This is a genomic window from Camelimonas sp. FR25, assembly GCF_059740505.1.
Window position 1 is genome coordinate 18,678 of the sequence record NZ_JCAWFG010000021.1, and the last position, 19,163, is coordinate 37,840.

Annotated in this window: 11 protein-coding genes; 9 read left to right on the forward strand and 2 right to left on the reverse strand. The window is 66.6% G+C overall.

What is annotated here, in order from left to right; all coding sequences use genetic code 11:
* Window positions 1–31 precede the first annotated feature (31 nt).
* From AC6A67_RS02800 to AC6A67_RS02840, 9 genes are all read left to right on the forward strand, one after another.
* Entirely contained in the window at window positions 32–1,480 is a 1,449-nt protein-coding gene (locus tag AC6A67_RS02800) for a sensor histidine kinase (RefSeq protein ID WP_498035032.1), read from the forward strand.
* 142 nt (window positions 1,481–1,622) lie between these two features.
* Window positions 1,623–2,723, forward strand: a complete 1,101-nt coding sequence (gene ccmI / locus AC6A67_RS02805) for a c-type cytochrome biogenesis protein CcmI (protein WP_498035034.1) — start codon at window positions 1,623–1,625, stop codon at window positions 2,721–2,723.
* 9 nt (window positions 2,724–2,732) lie between these two features.
* Window positions 2,733–3,188 (forward strand): cytochrome c maturation protein CcmE, encoded by a 456-nt coding sequence (gene ccmE, locus AC6A67_RS02810; protein ID WP_498035035.1) that lies wholly within the window; start codon window positions 2,733–2,735, stop codon window positions 3,186–3,188.
* Entirely contained in the window at window positions 3,185–5,230 is a 2,046-nt protein-coding gene (locus tag AC6A67_RS02815; RefSeq protein ID WP_498035037.1) for a heme lyase CcmF/NrfE family subunit, read from the forward strand. The genes ccmE and AC6A67_RS02815 overlap by 4 nt, the downstream gene beginning before the upstream one ends.
* Before the next feature lie 26 nt (window positions 5,231–5,256).
* Entirely contained in the window at window positions 5,257–5,748 is a 492-nt protein-coding gene (locus AC6A67_RS02820) for a cytochrome c-type biogenesis protein (protein WP_498035175.1), read from the forward strand.
* Window positions 5,749–6,000: 252 nt separating this feature from the next.
* A complete protein-coding gene (locus tag AC6A67_RS02825; RefSeq protein ID WP_498035039.1) occupies window positions 6,001–7,578 on the forward strand; it encodes a Do family serine endopeptidase in 1,578 nt (525 codons plus the stop codon).
* A 310-nt stretch (window positions 7,579–7,888) separates the two neighbouring features.
* The gene (locus tag AC6A67_RS02830; protein WP_498035176.1) at window positions 7,889–8,572 is read left to right on the forward strand and encodes a response regulator transcription factor; all 684 of its coding nucleotides are present in this window, start codon (window positions 7,889–7,891) and stop codon (window positions 8,570–8,572) included.
* Between the two features lie 31 nt (window positions 8,573–8,603).
* Window positions 8,604–10,031: a HAMP domain-containing sensor histidine kinase gene (locus AC6A67_RS02835; protein WP_498035177.1), complete on the forward strand. Its 1,428-nt coding sequence runs from the start codon at window positions 8,604–8,606 to the stop codon at window positions 10,029–10,031.
* Between the two features lie 258 nt (window positions 10,032–10,289).
* Window positions 10,290–13,256 (forward strand): bifunctional [glutamine synthetase] adenylyltransferase/[glutamine synthetase]-adenylyl-L-tyrosine phosphorylase, encoded by a 2,967-nt coding sequence (locus AC6A67_RS02840; RefSeq protein ID WP_498035040.1) that lies wholly within the window; start codon window positions 10,290–10,292, stop codon window positions 13,254–13,256.
* Window positions 13,257–13,398: 142 nt separating this feature from the next.
* Here the strand turns inward: AC6A67_RS02840 and AC6A67_RS02845 are convergent, their stop codons facing one another.
* Together AC6A67_RS02845 and pepN are read right to left on the reverse strand one after the other, a co-directional pair.
* Complete coding sequence (locus tag AC6A67_RS02845; protein ID WP_498035042.1) at window positions 13,399–15,654, reverse strand: PAS domain-containing sensor histidine kinase; 2,256 nt, start codon at window positions 15,652–15,654, stop codon at window positions 13,399–13,401.
* A gap of 255 nt (window positions 15,655–15,909) precedes the next feature.
* Complete coding sequence (pepN, locus tag AC6A67_RS02850) at window positions 15,910–18,576, reverse strand: aminopeptidase N (RefSeq protein ID WP_498035044.1); 2,667 nt, start codon at window positions 18,574–18,576, stop codon at window positions 15,910–15,912.
* Between the last annotated feature and the right edge of the window lie 587 nt (window positions 18,577–19,163).

Here is a 19,163-nt window from a genome sequence, read left to right on the forward strand (position 1 = left end):
ATGAGCCGGCGCCGCGAGACGGACTATAGGCATGGGTGAGACGAAGCGGACGGGCACATGGTTTGACGCCAGTTCATTGTCGCTGTCGCAGCGGCTGGTGCTGTCGGCGATTGGCTGGTCGTTTCTGATCCTGGTTGCTGCGGGGCTTATCCTGACGGCGATCTATAGCCGCGCGGCGGAGCGGGCGTTCGACGAGCGGCTGCAGGTATATCTGACGGGGCTGGTGTCTGAGATGGCCGCGCCGGCGACGGGCGAGCGCAGCGAACGGATCGGGCTGGGCGAACCACGGTTCGACTTGCCGCAGTCCGGCTGGTATTGGCAGATCAGTAAGATTGGCGCGCCAGCCTCAGAGTTGCGCGCGTCGCGTTCGTTGTATGGATCGCAACTGGCAGCCAATCTGGCGACGAGCACGCGCATATCCAGGGTCGAGGGCGGGCGAGCCGGTTATGTAACCGGACCAGACGAGCGCAAATTGCGCTATGTGTTTCGCACGATCGACTTCGGCGACGAGGGCAAGTTCGACATCATCGTGGCCGGCCCGGCCGATGAGATCGAGAGTGAGAAGCGCGAATTTATTGTCTATCTGACGCTAACCTTCTTGCTGCTCGGCGGCGCGCTGGCGCTGTCGACCCTGTTGCAGGTGCGTTTTGGTCTTGCGCCTTTGACGCAATTGCGTCGCGCCATTGGCGGCGTGCGCCAGGGAGAGGCTGACCGCATCAGCGGCGATTATCCGCGTGACGTCGCCCCGCTGGCGGCGGAGCTGAATTTGCTGATTGATTCCAATCGCAAGATTCTTGATCGCGCCCGCACCCAGGTCGGCAATCTGGCGCATGCGCTGAAAACGCCGCTGAGCGTGATCGTCAATGAGGCGGAGATGGCGGCGCGGCGGCCTGGTTCGGGTGATCTGGCGGCCCAGGTGCGTGATCAGGCGACGATCATGCGCAATCAGGTGAACTATTATCTCGACAGGGCGCGGGCGGCGGCGCTGGCGGGCGCCCTCGGCACGTTTACCGATGTCGCGCCGGTGGTGAACGGCTTGTTGCGCACGCTGGGGCGTATCCATGCTGAACGGGATATCAAGGTTGAGACGCGGATTGCTGATGGATTGCGCTTTCGCGGAGAAGCCCAGGATTTGCAGGATTTGATTGGCAACCTTGCCGATAACGCCTTCAAATGGGGCAGGACCCAGGTGCTGGTCGAGGCGGGAGCGGTCCCCGGAGAAGGCCCGCCGATGATCCGCATCACCGTGGATGACGATGGGCCGGGGTTGCCGCTGGCGGCGCGGGAGGAAGCCATGACGCGCGGGCGGCGTCTGGATGAGAGCAAGCCTGGCTCTGGTCTTGGTCTGTCGATCGCCGCTGAGCTGGCGGAGCTATATGGCGGGGCGTTGCGCCTCGATATCTCGCCCTTGGGCGGGCTGCGGGTGGAGATGCTGTTGCCGGGGGTGGCGCCTGCGGCTGCGTCAGGCGGCGGGCTGTGAGTGGGCCGGGACTGATGTGGTTGGAATGGGCGCAATTCCCATGCTGGGTATGTGTTTAGGGCCATTTACGTGACCTTATGTCGCCGCGCCGGGCCGTCTCACCGCGCCGCCAGCCAGGGTATATGGCCCTATGGCGACGTGGTTGATTTTTGCATTGATGACCGGGCTGGCGATCGTGGCGGTGCTGTGGCCGCTGTCGCGGCGTCGCGTCACGCCCGCCGCCCAGATTGATGAACGGGCGTTTTACCAGCAGCGACTGGCGGAGATCGCCCGTGATGAGTCCACGGGATTCATTGCGGCGCCGGAGGCGGAGGCCGCCCGGGCTGAGGCGGCGCGTCGGCTTCTGCGCGAACAGCGCAGCCCCCAGGCAGGAGGTCTTGATGGCGACAGCGAATATGCGCTGCGCCGCCGCCGGGCGGCTTCGGCCATCGCCCTGTCGACCATTCCACTCATTACGCTCGCGATCTATGGCGCCGTTGGCTCGCCGGACATGCCGTCGCTGCCGGTGGCGGAGCGTGAGGCGAAGCCGTTGGGCGCCGCGACGCCTGACGAAGTCGTTGCCCGCGTCGAGCGTCGCCTCGCCAGCCAGCCTGATGACGGCGCTGGCTGGGAGATGCTCGCGCCCGTGTATCAGCGCCTCGGCCGTCATGCTGATGCTGTGAAGGCGCGCGCCAACGCCATGCGGCTGCTGGGGGAGACCCCTGAGCGGCTCGCGCGCTATGGCGAGGCGCTGGTGGCCCTGGCCAATGGCATTGTCGAAGCGCCGGCGCGTCAGATATTCGAGAAGGCTCTCGCCGCCGACCCGGCGGCGCCGATGCCGAAATTCTATCTTGCGGTCGCAGCCGGGCAGGATGGCGATGCCGAGGGTGCCCTGAAGGCGTTTGAGGCTTTGCTGGCCAGCGCGCCAGCCGACGCGCCGTGGCGCGGCGCGGTGGAGGCGAGAATCGCCGGGTTGCGCAAACAGCAACTGCCAGGAAGCATCGCCGCCGCGCCGGAAGACGCCCAGACGGCGGCGATCGCTGGCATGGTGTCGGGGCTCGCCGCGCGCCTGCAGCAGCAGCCGGACAATGCCGAGGGCTGGGCGATGCTTATCCGCTCTTACATGGTGCTGGATCGCAAGGATGACGCCGCGCGCGCGCTTCTGGACGCACGCCGCGCCCTGGCCGCCAGACCCGACGCCGTGGCGCAAATCGATGCGCTTGGCCGCCAGCTGCAGCTGCCGGCCGCACAGAACAAGCCTTGAGGACGATTGATGACGCGTAAGAAGCGCCGGCTGCTGTTGATTGGCCTCGCCCTCGCCGTATTGGGAACTGCGGCGGGGCTGGTGCTGTTCGCCATGCGCGACACCATCGTGTTCTTCCATGGCCCGACGGATATTATCGAAAAAAACCTGGCGTCGGGTTCGCGTCTGCGCATTGGCGGACTTGTGCAGGAGGGCAGCGTCGAGCGCCTTGCCGATCAGAGGGTGCGCTTTGCCGTGACGGATGGCGCAAACCGGGTCAAAGTCAGCTTCAGTGGCCTGTTGCCGGACCTGTTTCGCGAGGGGCAGGGGGTGGTGGCCGAGGGCGTGTTGCAGCCCGACCGGAGCTTCATCGCCGACAAGGTGCTGGCCAAGCACGATGAGCGCTATATGCCGCGCGAAGTGGCGGACACCCTGAAAAAGCAGGGCGTGTGGAAGGGTGACGCGGCCGGAGAAGCGGCGAAATGATCGTTGAGATTGGCCATTACGCGCTGGTGCTGGCGCTGGCGCTGTCGCTGATCCAGACGGTGTTGCCGTTCTGGGGCGCGCGGGCGCGCGATCCGGCGCTGATGGCGATTGGTCCGGCTGCGGCGGTTGGGGTGTTTGCAGGCGTCGCCGTGGCGTTCAGCGCCTTGACCTGGGCCTATGTGGTGTCCGACTTCACGGTTCAGAACGTGGTCGAGAACTCGCATTCGCTCAAGCCGCTGCTGTTCCGCATCACCGGCGTCTGGGGCAACCATGAAGGCTCCATGCTGCTGTGGGTGCTGGTGCTGGCGCTGTGCGGCGCCATGCTGGCGCTGGCCGGGCGCATGACGCCGGGCGTGCTGCGCGCTGACGCCATAGCCGTGCAGGGCCTCGTCACCTTCGCTTTCCTCATCTATCTGATCGCCGTCTCCAACCCATTTACCCGCCTGATGCCGCCGCCGGCGGAAGGGCAGGATCTCAACCCGATCCTGCAGGACATCGGCCTCGCCATCCATCCGCCGCTGCTCTACGTCGGCTATGTCGGGTTTTCTCTTGTGTTCGCCTTTGCGGCCGCCGCGTTGATCGGCGGCCGCATTGACGCGGTGTGGGCGCGGGCGGCGCGGCCGTGGTGCCTCGCCGCCTGGGTGTTCCTGACGCTCGGCATCGCCATGGGCTCCTATTGGGCCTATTACGAGCTCGGCTGGGGCGGATTCTGGTTCTGGGACCCGGTGGAGAACGCCTCCTTCATGCCCTGGCTGTCGGGCACGGCGCTGCTGCACTCCATCCTTGTGATGGAGAAGCGCGACGCCCTGAAGGTGTGGACGATCCTGCTCGCCATCCTGACGTTTTCGCTCTCGCTGCTTGGCGCTTTTCTGGTGCGATCGGGCGTGCTGACCTCGGTGCACACCTTCGCCACCGATCCGGGCCGCGGCCTGTTTATTCTCGGCATTCTGGTGTTCTTCATTGGCGGCGGCTTTGCGTTGTTCGCCTGGCGGGCGCCGTTGCTGAAGACTGGCGGGCTGTTTGCGCCGGTGTCGCGTGAAGGCGCGCTGGTGATGAACAATCTGCTGCTGGCGACCTGCTGCGCCACCGTGTTTATCGGCACGCTCTATCCGCTGGCGCTTGAAGGTGTCAGTGGCGACAAGATTTCGGTGGGGCCGCCGTTCTTTGAGGCGACCTTCGTGCCGCTGGCCATGGCGCTGCTGCTGCTGATCCCATTTGGCCAGGCGCTGGCGTGGAAGCGCGGCGATCTGATCGCCGCCGTCAGCCGGGTGATGTTTGTCGTCGGCGTGTCCATGGTGCTGTGCCTCGCCATCGTTTTTGCGGTGCGCGGCGGGCCGGTGCTGGCGGTGATCGGCCTGTGGCTGGGGCTGTTCGTGCTGGCGGGCGGCGTCAATGAAATCATCGCTCGCAGCTACAAGCGCGGCGCCTCACTGTCGCTGATCCTGCGTCGGGCCTTTGGGCTGCCGCGCTCGGCCTGGGGCGCGGCCATCGCTCACGCGGGCGTCGGGATCTGCGTGATTGGCCTCGCCGCCCAGGCGTGGAGCGTCGAGACGCTGGCGACGGCGCGTCCGGGCCAGCCGCTGAAGGTCGGGCCCTATACGCTGGTGCTGACCGACACCTTTTCCCGCAACGTCAATAATTTCCGTGAGGACGTCGCGCGTTTCAATGTGCTTGAAGGTGGATCAGTGGTGCGGACCGTTGACGCCTCCAAGCGCTATTTCCCGGCGCGCAACACCTCGACCACCGAGGCGGGGATTTCGACCATCGGTCTCGGCCAGGTCTATGTGGCGCTGGGCGACGCCGCCGATGGCGGCATCGGCGTGCGTCTGTACTGGAAGCCGTGGGTGCTGCTAATCTGGCTGGGCGCCCTTGTCGCCTCGTTCGGCGGCGTCCTGTCGCTGTGCGACCGGCGGCTGCGGGTCGGCGCGCCGAAGAGCGCCCGGGGCGCTGGCAAGGCAGCGGCTGGCGCGAGCCCGATCGCCGCTACGGTGGCCAGTGGGAGTGGCGCCTTGGCGGCGCCGCTGGCGACGGACAGCCCATGATGCGCCGCCCAATGCCAGTGAAGATGATGTTGCGCAGGGCGTTGTTTACGGTGGCGTTTGCTGGGGCCATCCTGGCTGGCGCTGGTTTGTCGGCCATTGCGCCCGCCATGGCTATGCAGCCGGATGAGGTGTTGGCGGACAAGGCGCTGGAGCGGCGGGCGCGGGACATCTCCCTGGGGCTGCGCTGCCTGGTTTGCCAGAATCAGTCGATCGACGATTCAGACGCCGACGTGGCCCGCGATTTGCGCCGGGTCGTGCGCCAGCGGCTGACCGCTGGCGATAGCGACGCCCAGGTGCGCGACTATGTCGTGGCCCGCTATGGTGATTTCGTGCTGCTGAAGCCGCCGGTCAACGCGCGGACGCTGCTGCTGTGGGGTGGGCCGGCGCTGGTGCTGCTATGTGGCGTCCTGCTGGTGATGGTTAGCCGCCGCCAGATGAGCAGGGACGCCGAGCCGCTTGATGAGGCGGAGAAAGAGGCGCTGGAGCAGGCCTTGCGCAAGGACGACGCAGCGACATAGCAGCGATCGCCGCCAGCGAGAGGGCGGGCGACGTAGGGCTGCTGCGACGGGATGCGCCTGAGGCGCGACGCGCTGCGGGCTGAACGGCGCATACGCCGGGACAGTTCGCCGCCAGCCTCCATGCAAGTTGGTGCGAGCGTCGGGACAAGACCTGATCCCCTTACCAAATTGTCATGTTCCCGTGAGGTTGCCGTAAGACGGCAAAGGTCATCTTCACCCCAACAGAACGGCGAATACGCCATGGAGTGACAGATGACCGACACGAATAACCGCACCGACTTCAGCAATACGCAGGACGCCGCCGTGATGCTGCGTCGCAACACCCGCAAGAAGACCCGCGCTTCGCTGCTGCTGGGCGCCGTCGCCCTGGGCGCCGTTGGCGTCGTCGGCCTGGCGCAGGGCAGCCTGCTGCCGCCTTATGGCCAGGCCATGGCCGCTCCGGCTGCCGCCGCCAGCGTCGCTGGCCAGCCTTCTTTTGCCGATGTGGTGGCGCGGGTGAAGCCGGCGGTTGTCTCGGTGCGCGTCAAGGTGGCCTCGGCCACTGCGCAGCAGAGCAATTTTGACGGCGAGCAATTCGGCGGTCCGCAGGGCGGCCCGATGGAGCAGTTCTTCCGTCGCTTTGGCGGCGAGGGCATGCAGGGCATGGGACCGGAAGGCATGCGGCGCGGTCGCGGCGGTCCCGCTCCGAAGCGCTTCGGCGAATCCCAGGGCTCGGGCTTCTTCATCACCAGCGATGGCTACATCGTCACCAACAACCACGTCGTTGAGAAGGGCGCCAAGGTTGAGGTGGTGATGGACGATGGTCGCACCTTGCCGGCCAAGGTCGTCGGCCTGGATCCCAAGACCGACCTGGCCCTGCTGAAGACCGAGGCCAATGGTCCGTTCCCGACCGTGCCCTTCGCCAAGGAAACCCCGCGCATTGGTGACTGGGTCATCGCTGTCGGCAACCCCTTCGGTCTGGGCGGCACCGTCACCGCCGGCATCGTCTCGGCCCGTGGTCGTGACATTGGCGCCGGTCCCTACGACGACTTCCTGCAGATTGACGCGCCGGTGAACCGGGGCAATTCGGGTGGCCCGACCTTCAATCTGGCCGGTGAGGTTGTCGGCGTGAACACCGCCATCGCCTCGCCCTCTGGCGGTAGCGTCGGCATCGCCTTCGCCATCCCCTCCGACACCGCCAACAAGGTGGTGGCCGAGATCCGTGACCATGGTTCGGTGAAGCGCGGCTTCCTTGGCGTGCAGATCCAGCCGGTGACGGCGGACATCGCCGACGGCATCGGTCTCAGCAAGGCCGAAGGCGCGCTGGTGGCCAAGGTCGAGAGCGACAGCCCCGGCGGCAAGGCTGGCCTGAAGAGCGGCGACGCCATCACCGCCGTCAACGGCAAGCCGGTGAAGGATGCCCGTGAGCTGAGCCGCGCCATCGCCATGCTCGACCCAGGCGCCACGACGGAACTGACGGTGTTCCGTGGCGGCAAGTCGGAGAATGTCAAGGTCAAGCTTGGCGCAATGCCGGGCGAGAAGACCGCCGCCGCTGCGGCTGGGGTGGATCTGGGCAAGTTCGGTCTGGCGCTGGCGCCGGCCGATGAGGTGAAGGGTATGGAAGGCTCGGGCGTCGCCGTGGTTGGCGTCGCGCCTGGCTCCCAGGCTGAGGACAAGGGCATCCGGGCCGGCGATATGATCGCCGAGGCCGGCGGCGAGAAGGTGACGACCCCGAAGGACGTAGCCAACGCCATCGAGAAGAGCCGCAAGGAAGGCCGCAAGGCGGTGCTGCTGCGCCTCGCCTCGCCCCAGGGCGATCGCTTCCTCGCCCTGAGCCTGAACGCTGGCTAAGGCCAGATCTGGTCCCAGCTTCGACTGGCAGCTGGCGGCGACATGATTCGGGTGGCGTCACATGGATCGCGTCGTCAGTGGCCGGGGCTGGAGCGCCCGCAAGGATCCGGGAGGCAAGGATCCGGTAGGACTTGGGTCTTGCGACGTGGCGCTCCAGCCTGATTAACGCCGCTGCGCCTCGCGCCTGCGCCCGTCGCCGCTCACTCACTCCCGGCGATGTGGCCGCGCTCAGGCGCAAAACCTTGTGGGGCCAGACGTAATCTGCGTCTGGCCCTCTTTCTTTTAGCGCTGGCAGGTTATCATGGCCGACATGAAGATTCTCGTCGTCGAAGATGATCCTGAAGCCGCCGCCTATATGGTGAAAGCCTTTCAGGAAAGCGGGCATGTCGCCGATCATGCGCCAGATGGCCTCGAGGGCTACGCACTGGCGCGTGAGGAAAGCTATGACGTGCTGGTCGTCGACCGCATGTTGCCGCGACTGGATGGCCTGTCGCTGATCCGCTCCTTGCGCGAGCAGAAGGTGGAGACCCCGGTGGTCATCCTGTCGGCCCTCGGCCAGGTGGATGACCGGGTGAGGGGGCTGCGCGCCGGCGGCGATGATTATCTCTCCAAGCCTTACGCGTTCTCCGAGTTGCTGGCGCGGGTCGAGGTGCTGGCGCGGCGGCGCACGGGCGCGGTCAGCGAGCAAACCACCTATCAGGTCGGTGATCTGACGCTCGATCGCCTCGCCCATGGCGCGACCCGCGGCGGCAAGGAGATCACCCTGCAGCCGCGGGAATTCCGCCTGCTCGAATATCTGATGAAACACGCCGGCCAGGTGGTGACCCGCACCATGCTGCTGGAGAATGTCTGGGATTATCATTTCGATCCGCAGACCAATGTCATCGACGTGCACGTGTCACGGCTGCGCGCCAAGGTGGACAAGGGGCACGCCGTCCAGCTGATTCACACCATCCGTGGCGCTGGATACATGATCCGTGACAGCGCTCGGTAAGCTGGTACGCACCACCGCCTTCAAACTGTCGATGGCCTATCTGCTGGCCTTCGTCATTATGGCCGGGCTGGTGCTGGCCTATGTCACCCAGAGCGCCCGCGACCTGCTGCTCGAGCAGACGCGCACCACGATCGCCGCCGAAACCTCCGGCCTGGCCGAGCAATATCGGCTCGGCGGCGTGCGCCGGCTGGTGCTGGCGGTGGAGCGCCGCACGCGCCTGCCTGGCGCCTCGCTCTATCTGCTCACCACCTTCACCGGTGAGCGTCTCGCCGGCAATGTCGGCGAATTGCCCGCCGGCGTGCTGGACGAGCAGGCGACGCGCATCATCCAGTATCGCCGCGACGACCGCCACGAGGACCGGCAGATTGATGGCCGGGCGTTGGTGCAGGTCTATGTGCTGCCTGGCGGATTTCGTCTGCTGGTTGGCCGCGACCTCGAGGAGCAGGACCGGCTGCGCCAGGTGATGTGGCGCGCCGCTGGCATCTCTTTGGCCATTATCACCATTCTTGGCTGCATCGGCGGCTGGTTTATCGCTCGGCGGGTGCTGAAGCGGGTCGAGGACATGTCGGAGACCGCCAAGACCATTATGGCCGGCGATCTGACGGGGCGGTTGCCCATGGCCGGGACCGGGGACGAGCTGGATCGCCTCGCCATGCATCTCAACGCCATGCTGGAGCGCATTGGCGAGTTGATGAATGGCCTCAAGGAGGTGTCCGACAATATCGCCCACGACCTGAAGACGCCGCTGACGCGGTTGCGCAACCACGCTGAGGAAGCACTGCGCAACGCCAGGACCCAGGACGACTATATGGCGGCCCTGGGGGCGGTGATCGACGAATCCGACAATCTCATCAAGGTGTTCAACGCATTGCTGATGATCGCCCGGCTGGAGGCAGGCGGTGAGCCGCAGGACAGCATGGCCGATTTTGACGCCGCCGAAGTGGCGCGCAGCATGGCCGAGCTCTATGAGCCGGTGGCGGAAGATCTCGGCGTCAGTTTCAGCGTCGACCTGCCGGATAGCCTGCCCATGCATGGCAGCCGCGAACTGCTTGGCCAGGCGCTGGCCAATCTGATCGACAACGCCTTCAAATATGCCGTGACGCCAGAGGGTGGCGATGAGGCCAGCGCAGGGGACGAGGGCGAGGGCGCGGGCGAGGGCGCGGGTGAGAGCGCGCCGACGGCTGCTGCCCCAAAGCTGGCGATCGCCGCGCGGCGTGTCGGCGGCGTGGTCGAGATCGCCGTATCTGATAATGGGCCGGGCATTCCTGAAGCGCAGCGGCAGCATGTGGTAGAGCGCTTTGTAAGGCTCGAGGGCTCGCGCAGTCGGCCAGGTTTCGGTCTTGGGCTCAGCCTGGTCGGCGCCGTCGCCCGGCTACATGGCGGACGCCTGCGGCTTGAGGATAACCAGCCGGGTTTGCGGGTGGTGCTGGAGCTGCCTGCGCCCGTGGCGCCGGCCTGATCGCCGTCGCGTCTCCTGTTGGGGGCGCGGGCGGCCTGATTGGGTGAAGGGCCGCTCCGCGCATGATGGCGGCGCGCCAGTTGATATCCTGGCGGCAGCCTCCTTGGCGGCAGCCTTTCTGGCGACGCTGGCGCTTGCTCCTTGCGCGGAACCATTTACTGGTTCGTTGTGAGCGCAACTGCTCCCGCAGGGTCAGGCGACGACGTCGTCACGGCGTTGGCCGGACCATGCTGGAGCTGCCAGGAAGGCCGACACCGCATGACGACGCCGCAGACCCCGCCAGCCGCCAGCACGCAGGATGATGGGAGCCTCGCCGCCCGGTTTGTCACGGCGCCCAGGGGCGGCGATGCGGCGGCGATGAAAGCGGCGCGCGCCTCGCTGGCCGAGCTGGAAGCCGCGCAGGAGCCGCGTTTGCGGTCCGTGATCGACGCGCATCCGCTGGCGCGCGACGTGCTGCTCGGCGTTTTGGCGCATTCGCCGTTCCTGAGCCGGGCGCTGAAGGCGCGCGCTGACCGCCTGGCGGATTACCTCGCAAACTCCCCCGACGCGATCCATGACGAGCTGGTGGCCCGGGCGGCCGGGGCGTGGCGCAGCGCCGCCGATCAGCCGGCGCTGATGAAAGCGCTGCGGCGCGCCCGCACCGAAAACGCATTGCTGGTGGCGCTGGCCGATCTCGGCGGCGCCTGGGGCGTGGAGCGGGTGACGCGGGCGCTGACCGATTTCGCCGACGCCTGCGTCGGCGCGGCCACCCGCTTCCTTCTTGCAGAGCTGGCGCGACAGGGCAGGCTGGCGCTGCCCGATGCTGACAATCCCGAACACGGTTGCGGCCTGACCATCCTGGCCCTGGGCAAACACGGGGCCGGTGAGCTCAATTATTCCAGCGATATCGACATTGTGGTGTTTTACGATCCCGACGCGCCGCTCAAGGAGGGGCTGGCGCCGCCGCAGGTGTTCGTGCGCTTCACCCAGTCGGTCGCCAAGATCCTGCAGGAACGCACCGGCGACGGCTATTGCTTCCGCGTTGATCTGCGCCTGCGCCCGGATCCTGGCTCGACCGCGCCGGCGATCTCGCTGCCAGCGGCGTTCTCCTATTACGAGACGCTCGGCCAGAACTGGGAGCGCGCCGCCTACATCAAGGCGCGGCCCATTGCCGGTGATCTGGCGTTGGGCGCGGCCTTCCTCAAGGATCTCCGGCCATTCATCTGGCGCAAATACTTCGATTTCGCCACCATCGCCGATATTCACGCCATGAAGCGGCAGATCCATGTGGTCAAGGGCCATGACCAGATCGCTCTTGCCGGCCACGACATCAAATTGGGCCGCGGCGGCATTCGCGAAATCGAATTTTTCGTGCAGACCCAGCAATTGGTGTTTGGCGGCCGGCGCGAAAACCTGCGCGGCGCCCGCACCCTGGATATGCTCAAGGCGCTGTGTGATGACGGCTGGATTTCGGCTGAGGCGCGCGACCAGCTGTCTGACGCTTACCGTTTCCTGCGCACGCTCGAACATCGCCTGCAGATGGTCAATGACGAGCAGACCCAGCGGCTGCCCGACGACGATGAGCGGCTGAAGGATCTGGCGCGCTTCGCCGGTTTCGCATCGATCAAGGCTCTGGGGGCGGCGCTGGAGAAGGTGGCGCGCACGGTGCAACACCATTATGGCCTGCTGTTCGAGGAAGGCCCGGCGCTGGCTACCGAGGCGGGAAGCCTTGTGTTCACCGGCGCCAGCGATGATCCCGATACGCTGGAGACGTTGCGGCGCATTGGTTTCCGCGATCCGGCGACAGTGACGGAGACCATTCGCGGCTGGCATTTTGGCCGCCGTTCGGCCGTTACCAGCGCCAGGGCGCGTGAGGTGGTGACCGAGCTGACCCCCGGTCTATTGGCGGCGCTGGGGCGCACCGCGGCGCCTGACGCGGCGCTGGCGGCGCTTGATCGGGCGTTTGGCCGGATGCCGGCGGCGGTGGAGCTGCTGTCGATGCTGCGCTCCAATGAGCGGCTGCTCAATCTGTTCGCCGATCTGCTCGGCACCGCGCCGCGTCTCGCCGATATCGTCGCCGAGCGCCCGCATGTGCTTGACGCCATCATCGATCCGGCCTTTGCCGAAGACGCCCAGAACCTCGACAGTCTCGCGCTGCGCATTCGCGCCCATATCGGCAAGCCGCCGTCGCTTGAGGATTTCCTCGACCGGGCGCGGGATGCGGCGCGGCTCGCGCAATTCGTGGTCGGCGCCCGCATGCTGACGGGCATCTATGCGCCGGAGCGGGCGGGGCAGGCGTTCTCGGTGATCGCCGACGCCACCATCGCCGCGTCGCTAGAGGCGGTGCAGGAGGCGTTCCGCGCCGATCATGGCATGGTTCCCGGCGGGGCTATCGTGGTGATGGGCTATGGGCGGCTGGGGTCACGCCAGCTCACCGCCTCATCAGACCTTGATCTGGTGGTGCTCTACGATTTTGACGCCGAGCGGCCCGACAGCGATGGGCCGCGCCCCTTGCACGCCTCGGTCTATTACAACCGCCTGACGCAGCGGCTGGTGAGCGCGCTGACCGTGCCGACGCGGCGGGGGAGGCTGTATGAGGTCGACATGCGCCTGCGGCCAGATGGTCGCAAGGGGGCGGTGGCGACGCAATTCTCCGGCTTTACGCGCTACCAGGCCGCCGACGCCGAGACCTGGGAACATATGGCGCTGACCCGCGCCCGGGTGGTGGCGGGCGACGCCGGGCTCGCCGCGAAGGTGACGCAGAGTGTCCGGAGCATCATCGATGCGCCGCGCGACGGTGCGATGCTGGCGAAGAGCGTGCGCGACATGCGGGCGCTGGTGGCCAAGGAGAAGGGCGACAAGAACCCCTGGGACCTGAAGCTCGCCGCCGGCGGGCTAATGGATGTGGAGTTCGTCGCGCAATATCTGGCGCTGTCCCGGCCGGGGCTGACAGCAGGGCTGGAGCGCAATGGCGCGGGCCTGATCATCCAGGCTGGCCGGGACGAGGGCCTCGTCAGCGAAGGCGACGCAGAGACGCTCATTGACGGCTATGCGCTGATGGAGGCGGTGCTGCAGTGGGAGCGGCTGACGGTCGATGGCGAGTTCAACGCAAAGACCGCCTCTCTAGCAGTGATGAAGCGCATCGCCAATGCAGTCGGGCTGCCGGATGTGAAGACGCTGGAGGCGCATCTTGCCGGTGTGCGCGCCCAGGTGCGCGCCGCGTTCCAGCAGGTCCTCAGTCACTGACGCCAGCGTCCGGTGAGCAAGGCTTATTGGCGATTGGTCACGCCAGGGTGTGTCAGTCCTTAAGGTCGCGGCGTCGCCAGTCATTTCGCGACCGTGCATGAGGCGGCGGCGCGCCTGCGCCAGAACGCTTGCCTCGCCCGCCTCAGGCGGCGTTGACCACGGCGGTGGAGGCCCGCAGCGGCAGGCGCACGCTGGCCACGACGCCTTCGCCCAGGGTGGAGCGGATGGTCAGCACGCCGCCATGCATCTCCGCCAGCGAGCGGGCGATGGCGAGGCCGAGACCCGCGCCCTTGTTGGCCTTGTTGAACTCCCCTTCAACCTGCTCGAACGGACGGCCAAGCTTGTCGATGGCCTCCGCCGGAATGCCGACGCCGGTGTCGATGACGTGGAAGTCAGCGACAGTGTGGGCGATGTCGGCGCGCACGGTGACGCTGCCGCCCTCCGGCGTGAACTTGACGGCGTTGCGCAGCAAATTGCTCAGGATTTGCTGCAGGGCGCGGCCATCTGCGTCCATGGCGATCTGCTCGGGCGCCTCAATGGCGAGGTTGAGACCCTTGTCGGCGGCGGCGGCGCTGATGCGGCTGATAGCGACGTCGATAGCCTCGCGCGCGTCGATGGCGCTGATCTCGATCTTGCGGCTACCGGTCTCAATCCGCGACATGTCGAGAATGTCGGCGACCAGCGACAGCAGATGCTCGCCGCTCTTGCGGATGTCGGCGGTGTATTCGCCATATTTCGGGTGGCCGAGCGCGCCGAACATGCCCTGTTCCATCACCTCGGAGAAGCCGATGATGGCGTTGAGCGGGGTGCGCAGCTCGTGGCTCATATTGGCGAGGAATTCGGACTTGGCGCGATTGGCCGCCTCGGCTTTGCCCTTCTGCTCGCGATAGTCCTCGGCCAGATCGGCCAGCTGCTGCCCGCGCATTTCCAGCGCCTGGCGCGAGCGTCGCAGCTCGGAGACCAGCGTCAGCAGGCGGCGCTCATTGTCGACCAGCTGCTCCTCGTGACGCTTCAGCCCGGTGATGTCGGTGCCGATGGAGACGAGGCCGCCATCTTTGGTGCGGCGCTCATTGACCTGCAGCCAGCGGCCATCGGCCAGCTCGGCCTCATAGGTCTGGGCGTCACGGCTGATCAGCGCGCCATTGATCGGGCGGGTCTGGACGATCGGCAGGGTGCCGACCTGCATCAGCTCATCCTGGCTCAGGCCGACCACCTGCAGGTCTGGCGGCAGGCGGTGCAGGCTGCGGAATTTGGAGTTGCAGGTGACGAGGCGCTGGTCCTGGCCCCAGAGCACGAAGGCTTCCGAGATGCTCTCGATAGCGTCGCTGAGCCGGTTGTCAGAGGTCTTCTTCAGGGCGGCCATGCGGCGCTGCTCGGTGATGTCCACCGAGATGCCGATCAGATGCGGGCCCTCATGCTCGCTGACATGCTCAACCAGTTCGCTGCGATGGCGCAGCCAGATCCACTCGCCGGCGGCGTTGCGAATGCGGAACTCATAGTCGACGGTGTCGGCGCGGGCGCCCGCCAGCATGTCGGCGAGGCCATAGAGGTCGCCGTCATCCGGGTGCACCATGGCGTTGACTTCGCCAAACGACAGGAATTCGTTCTGCCGGGTCATGCCCAGCAGCGCATACATGCTGTCTGACCAATAGATGCGGCCACGGGCGATGTCCCAGTCCCACAGGCCGCAGCGACCGCGGTTGAGCGCCGTGTCGATGCGGGCGGTGACGCGCTCGCAGATATCGTCGGCGGCGCGGGCGCGGGCCGACTGCATGAAATAGGCGGCGGCGATGGCGATCAGCACCAGCGAGGCGGTGAGCAGCAGCGTGCCATTGTTGCGGGTGATGATGCGCCATGGGCCAAGCGCGTCGTCGAGCGGCTGGATCACCGCCAGCTGGCCCAGCGGCGCCGGCAGATTGCGCACGGTGGCCAGCACGCGCTGGTCATTGGCGAGGGTGATCTCCATGACGCCGGCGCGGTCGGCGAAGGTGGTCAGCGGCTGCGTCGGTCCGAGCCAGGTGGCGAGGCGACCCTGGCTTGGGGCGCCGGACGGCGTCGAGGCGACGATGACGCCCTGGCTGTCGCTGATGATGGCGCTGCGGCCGGCGGCGAGCGCCTGCGACGGCGCGTGGGCTTCCAGCAAATGGGTGGCGATGGCCGTTGCATCCGCGCCTTCGGGCGTGCGCGCGGCGTTGGCGATGCTGGAGGCGAGCAGGTCGATGGTGACCACCGCCTCATTGACGCTCCCGGTGCGTGAGCTGATGGCCTGCAGGGTGGCGCTAATGGCGAGGGTGAGGACGAAGACGCCGAGCAGGCAGGGGACGGCGAGCTTCAGCCAGGGTTCAGCCGCCACCAGGCGACCGAGCGCCGGGTGCGAGATCGACTTCGCTACTCCCAAAATGGTGGCCGCGCGCGCAGGTGCGCGTGCGGGCGTCGCCTGGACGCGCGCCATCTCGGTCCCCCTTCGGAATCCTGTCAAAAACCATCAGGTTGATGTGCCGCATCTTCCCGAATCATTGCCATCTGAATCCGTTTTGAACGGTTTGTCCAGCATGGTTTCGGTTTCGTTATGGGCGGATTTTTCAGGGGATTCTGGCGTGTCCTGGCTATAGCGTTTCGCGCGCCAGAACACGCCAGATATGGTGGTTGCGCCTCAGTCTGCGGCCAGCATGCGGGTGACGATGTCCCGGGCGTCCACAGACAGCGTGGCGCGGGCGGCGATGCGTTGCAGCGACGCCAGCGCGGCGGCGCGGCGCCCCGGCTCAAGGGTGCGCCAGGCGCGGAACGCTGTCAGCATGCGTGACGCCACCTGCGGGTTGATCGGGTCGATGTCGAGGATGGCGTCGGCGATCAGCGCAAAGCCCTTGCCGTCGGCGCGGGCGAACTGGGTGGGATTCGACAGGGCGAAGGCGCTGAGCAGGGCGCGCGCCCGGTTGGGGTTGCTCAGCGAGAAGCCTCGATGGCGCATCAGTTCGGTGACGCGCGCGAGGGTCTGCGGTTCGGCGACCATCGCCTGCACGCTGAACCATTTGTCCATGACCAGCGGGTCGTCGCCGTAGCGCTGCTCCCAGGCGGCCAAAGCAGCCTCGCGGCGCGGGCCGGGCAAATTGGCCAGCACGCTCAGGGCGGCGAGCTGGTCGGTCATGTTGCCGGCGGCGTTGAACTGGGCTTCGGCCAGGGCGCCCCCTTCCTCCGGCTCTGCGGCAGCGATGAGATCGAGCGCCAGATTGCGCAGGGCGCGCTGCCCGGCGGCGGCGGCTGACGGATCGAAGGCGCCGGAGACGCCGCCTTGCGCATGAATCTGGCGCAGGGCTGGCAACAGCGCCTTGCCCATGGCCTGACGCAGGGCCTGCCGGGCCAGATGGATGGCGTCCGGGTCAATGTCGGCGCCCAGCTCGCGGGCGATGTCGCCCTCGCCTGGCAGGGTCAGCGCCAGCGCCGCAAAGGCCGGGTCCCCAGCGCCTTCGGTCGCCAGGAACTCGCCAAGCGCTGCGGTGAACGACGGCGCAGCCGGGCGCGTCGCGCCGCCAGTTTGCGCGGCGCGGATGGCCGCCACATCCGCCGCCAGGTGGCGCAGCATCAGATTTTGCACCGCTTGCCAGCGATTGAACGGATCGACGTCGGCGCGGAACAGCAGCAGCTCATCGGCCTCGCTCAAGTCGATGTCGAGCCGCACGGGCGCCGAGAAGCCGCGGAACAGCGACGGCGTCGGCCGCTCGGCGACATTGTGGAAGGTGACGCTGAGTTCGCTGCTGGCGAAGGTCAGCACGTCGTCGCGCAGCGGCGCGTCATTGTCGGCGATGAGCGGGATCGGCTGGCCGCTGGCGCCGATCAGTCCCATTTTCACCGGGATCACCTGCGGACGTTTGTCGGGCTGGCCGGGGGTGGGCGGGGTGGACTGCGTCAGGGTCAGCGTCCAGGTCTGGGCTGCGGCGTCATAGTGGCCCCGGGCCGTGACATGCGGCGTGCCAGCCTGGGCGTACCATTGGGCGAAATGGCCGAGATCCTGGCCGCTGACCTCGGCGAAGCAGGCGAGAAACTGCTCGATGGTCGCCGCTTCGCCGTCGTGACGGTCGAAATACAGATCCATGCCGGCGCGGAAATCTTCCGGCCCAAGCAGGATCGACAGCATGCGCACCAGCTCTGAGCCCTTCTCATAGACGGTGGCGGTGTAGAAATTGTTGATCTCGCTGTACTGCTCCGGGCGCACCGGATGGGCGAGGGGGCCGGCGTCCTCGACGAACTGGGCGGCGCGCAGCGTCTTGACGTCGGCGATGCGGCGCACCGGGCGCGAACGCTGGTCGGCCGAGAACTCATGGTCGCGGAAAACCGTCAGGCCTTCCTTGAGGCACAGCTGGAACCAGTCGCGGCAGGTGATGCGATTGCCGGTCCAGTTGTGGAAGTATTCATGGGCGATGATCGCCTCGATATTGGCGTAGTCGAAGTCTGTCGCCGTCTCCGGGCTGGCCAGAACATATTTGTCGTTGAAGATGTTGAGGCCCTTGTTCTCCATGGCACCCATGTTGAAATCGGACACGGCGACCACATTGAACACGTCGAGATCATATTCGCGTCCGAATACCTCCTCGTCCCAGCGCATCGAGCGTTCGAGCGCATCAAGCGCGTAAGCGGCGCGGTCGGCCTTGCCGGGCTCGACATGCACGGCGATCTCCACCTGGCGGCCGGACATGGTGGTGAAGGGCTGGGAGACGGTGTCGAGCCTGCCGGCCACCAGCGCGAACAGATAGGCGGGCTTGGGGAAGGGGTCGAACCAGATGGCGTAATGGCGGCCGCTGTCGCCCACCGGCCCGGTCTCCAGCAGATTGCCATTGCCGAGCAGCAGCGGCGCCGCCTCCCGCTCAGCCTCGATACGCGTGGTGTAGACCGACAGCACGTCGGGCCGGTCGAGGAAATAGGTGATGCGGCGGAAGCCCTCGGCCTCGCACTGGGTGCAATAGACGCCGCTGGAGCGGTAAAGCCCCATCAATTTGGTGTTGGCGGCGGGCTGCAGCCGGGTCTCGATGCGCAGGGTGAACGGCTGCTGCGGCGGCGTGTGCAGGGTGAGGCCCTGAGGGGTGGCGGTGAAAGCTGTGGCGTCGGGCGTCACGCCGTCGACGCTGAAAGCCAGCAGCTCCAGCTCATCGCCATCCAGCTTCAGCGGCGCCCCGGCGACGCCCGACGGGTTGGGACGCATGGCCAGCTCGGCGATCACCCGTGTGTCGTCAGGGGCGAGGCGGATGTCGAGCGCGACGGTGTCGATCAAATAGTCGGTGGGCCGATAGTCAGAGAGGCGAACAATTGGGGGAGCTTCACTGCGCATCTGTCACCAGCCGTCTGTCTTGAGCCGCCCGCAACCCCATCGCCGCAGGCTCCGCGCGCACGCGCGTCGGCAAGTAATGGCCGGTGATCGTGGCGACTGCAACGCCTGGCATGGCTGCGCGATGGCCAGCGTAAGGGTCTGTAGCAGGGCGCGAAGCATGATCGGCACCCTCGCGGCGCGCCCTGGAGCCGCGCTTTGGCGACGGGCGCAGCTGCGCGGCGATTCAGTTATTTTTTAAAGTAATGCACCATATGCCATGACGCTGCAGCTGCCAAGACGGTACAGCTGCCATGACGCCACAGCGTCCGGCAGTCGGTTCAGGCCGGCCTCTTGCGCCAATAGTCATTGCTGGAGATCTCTGGCGGCGAGGCGCGCGGAAGGGTCTTCGCCTGCGCGGAAGAGCCTTCGCCCGGTTCGACGAAGCCGTCATGTCATCGCTATAAGGGGGAGGCGCCTTAGGGGCAGGCGCGGGGAGCGCTCGTGCCGGCATGACGCGAGTTATGCACAGGGCGAAGAGCGGCGAAAAACCCGTCAAGCAATTGATGCAATTAGATAAATCAGAAAAATTGAAATTCGTTATTAAAATT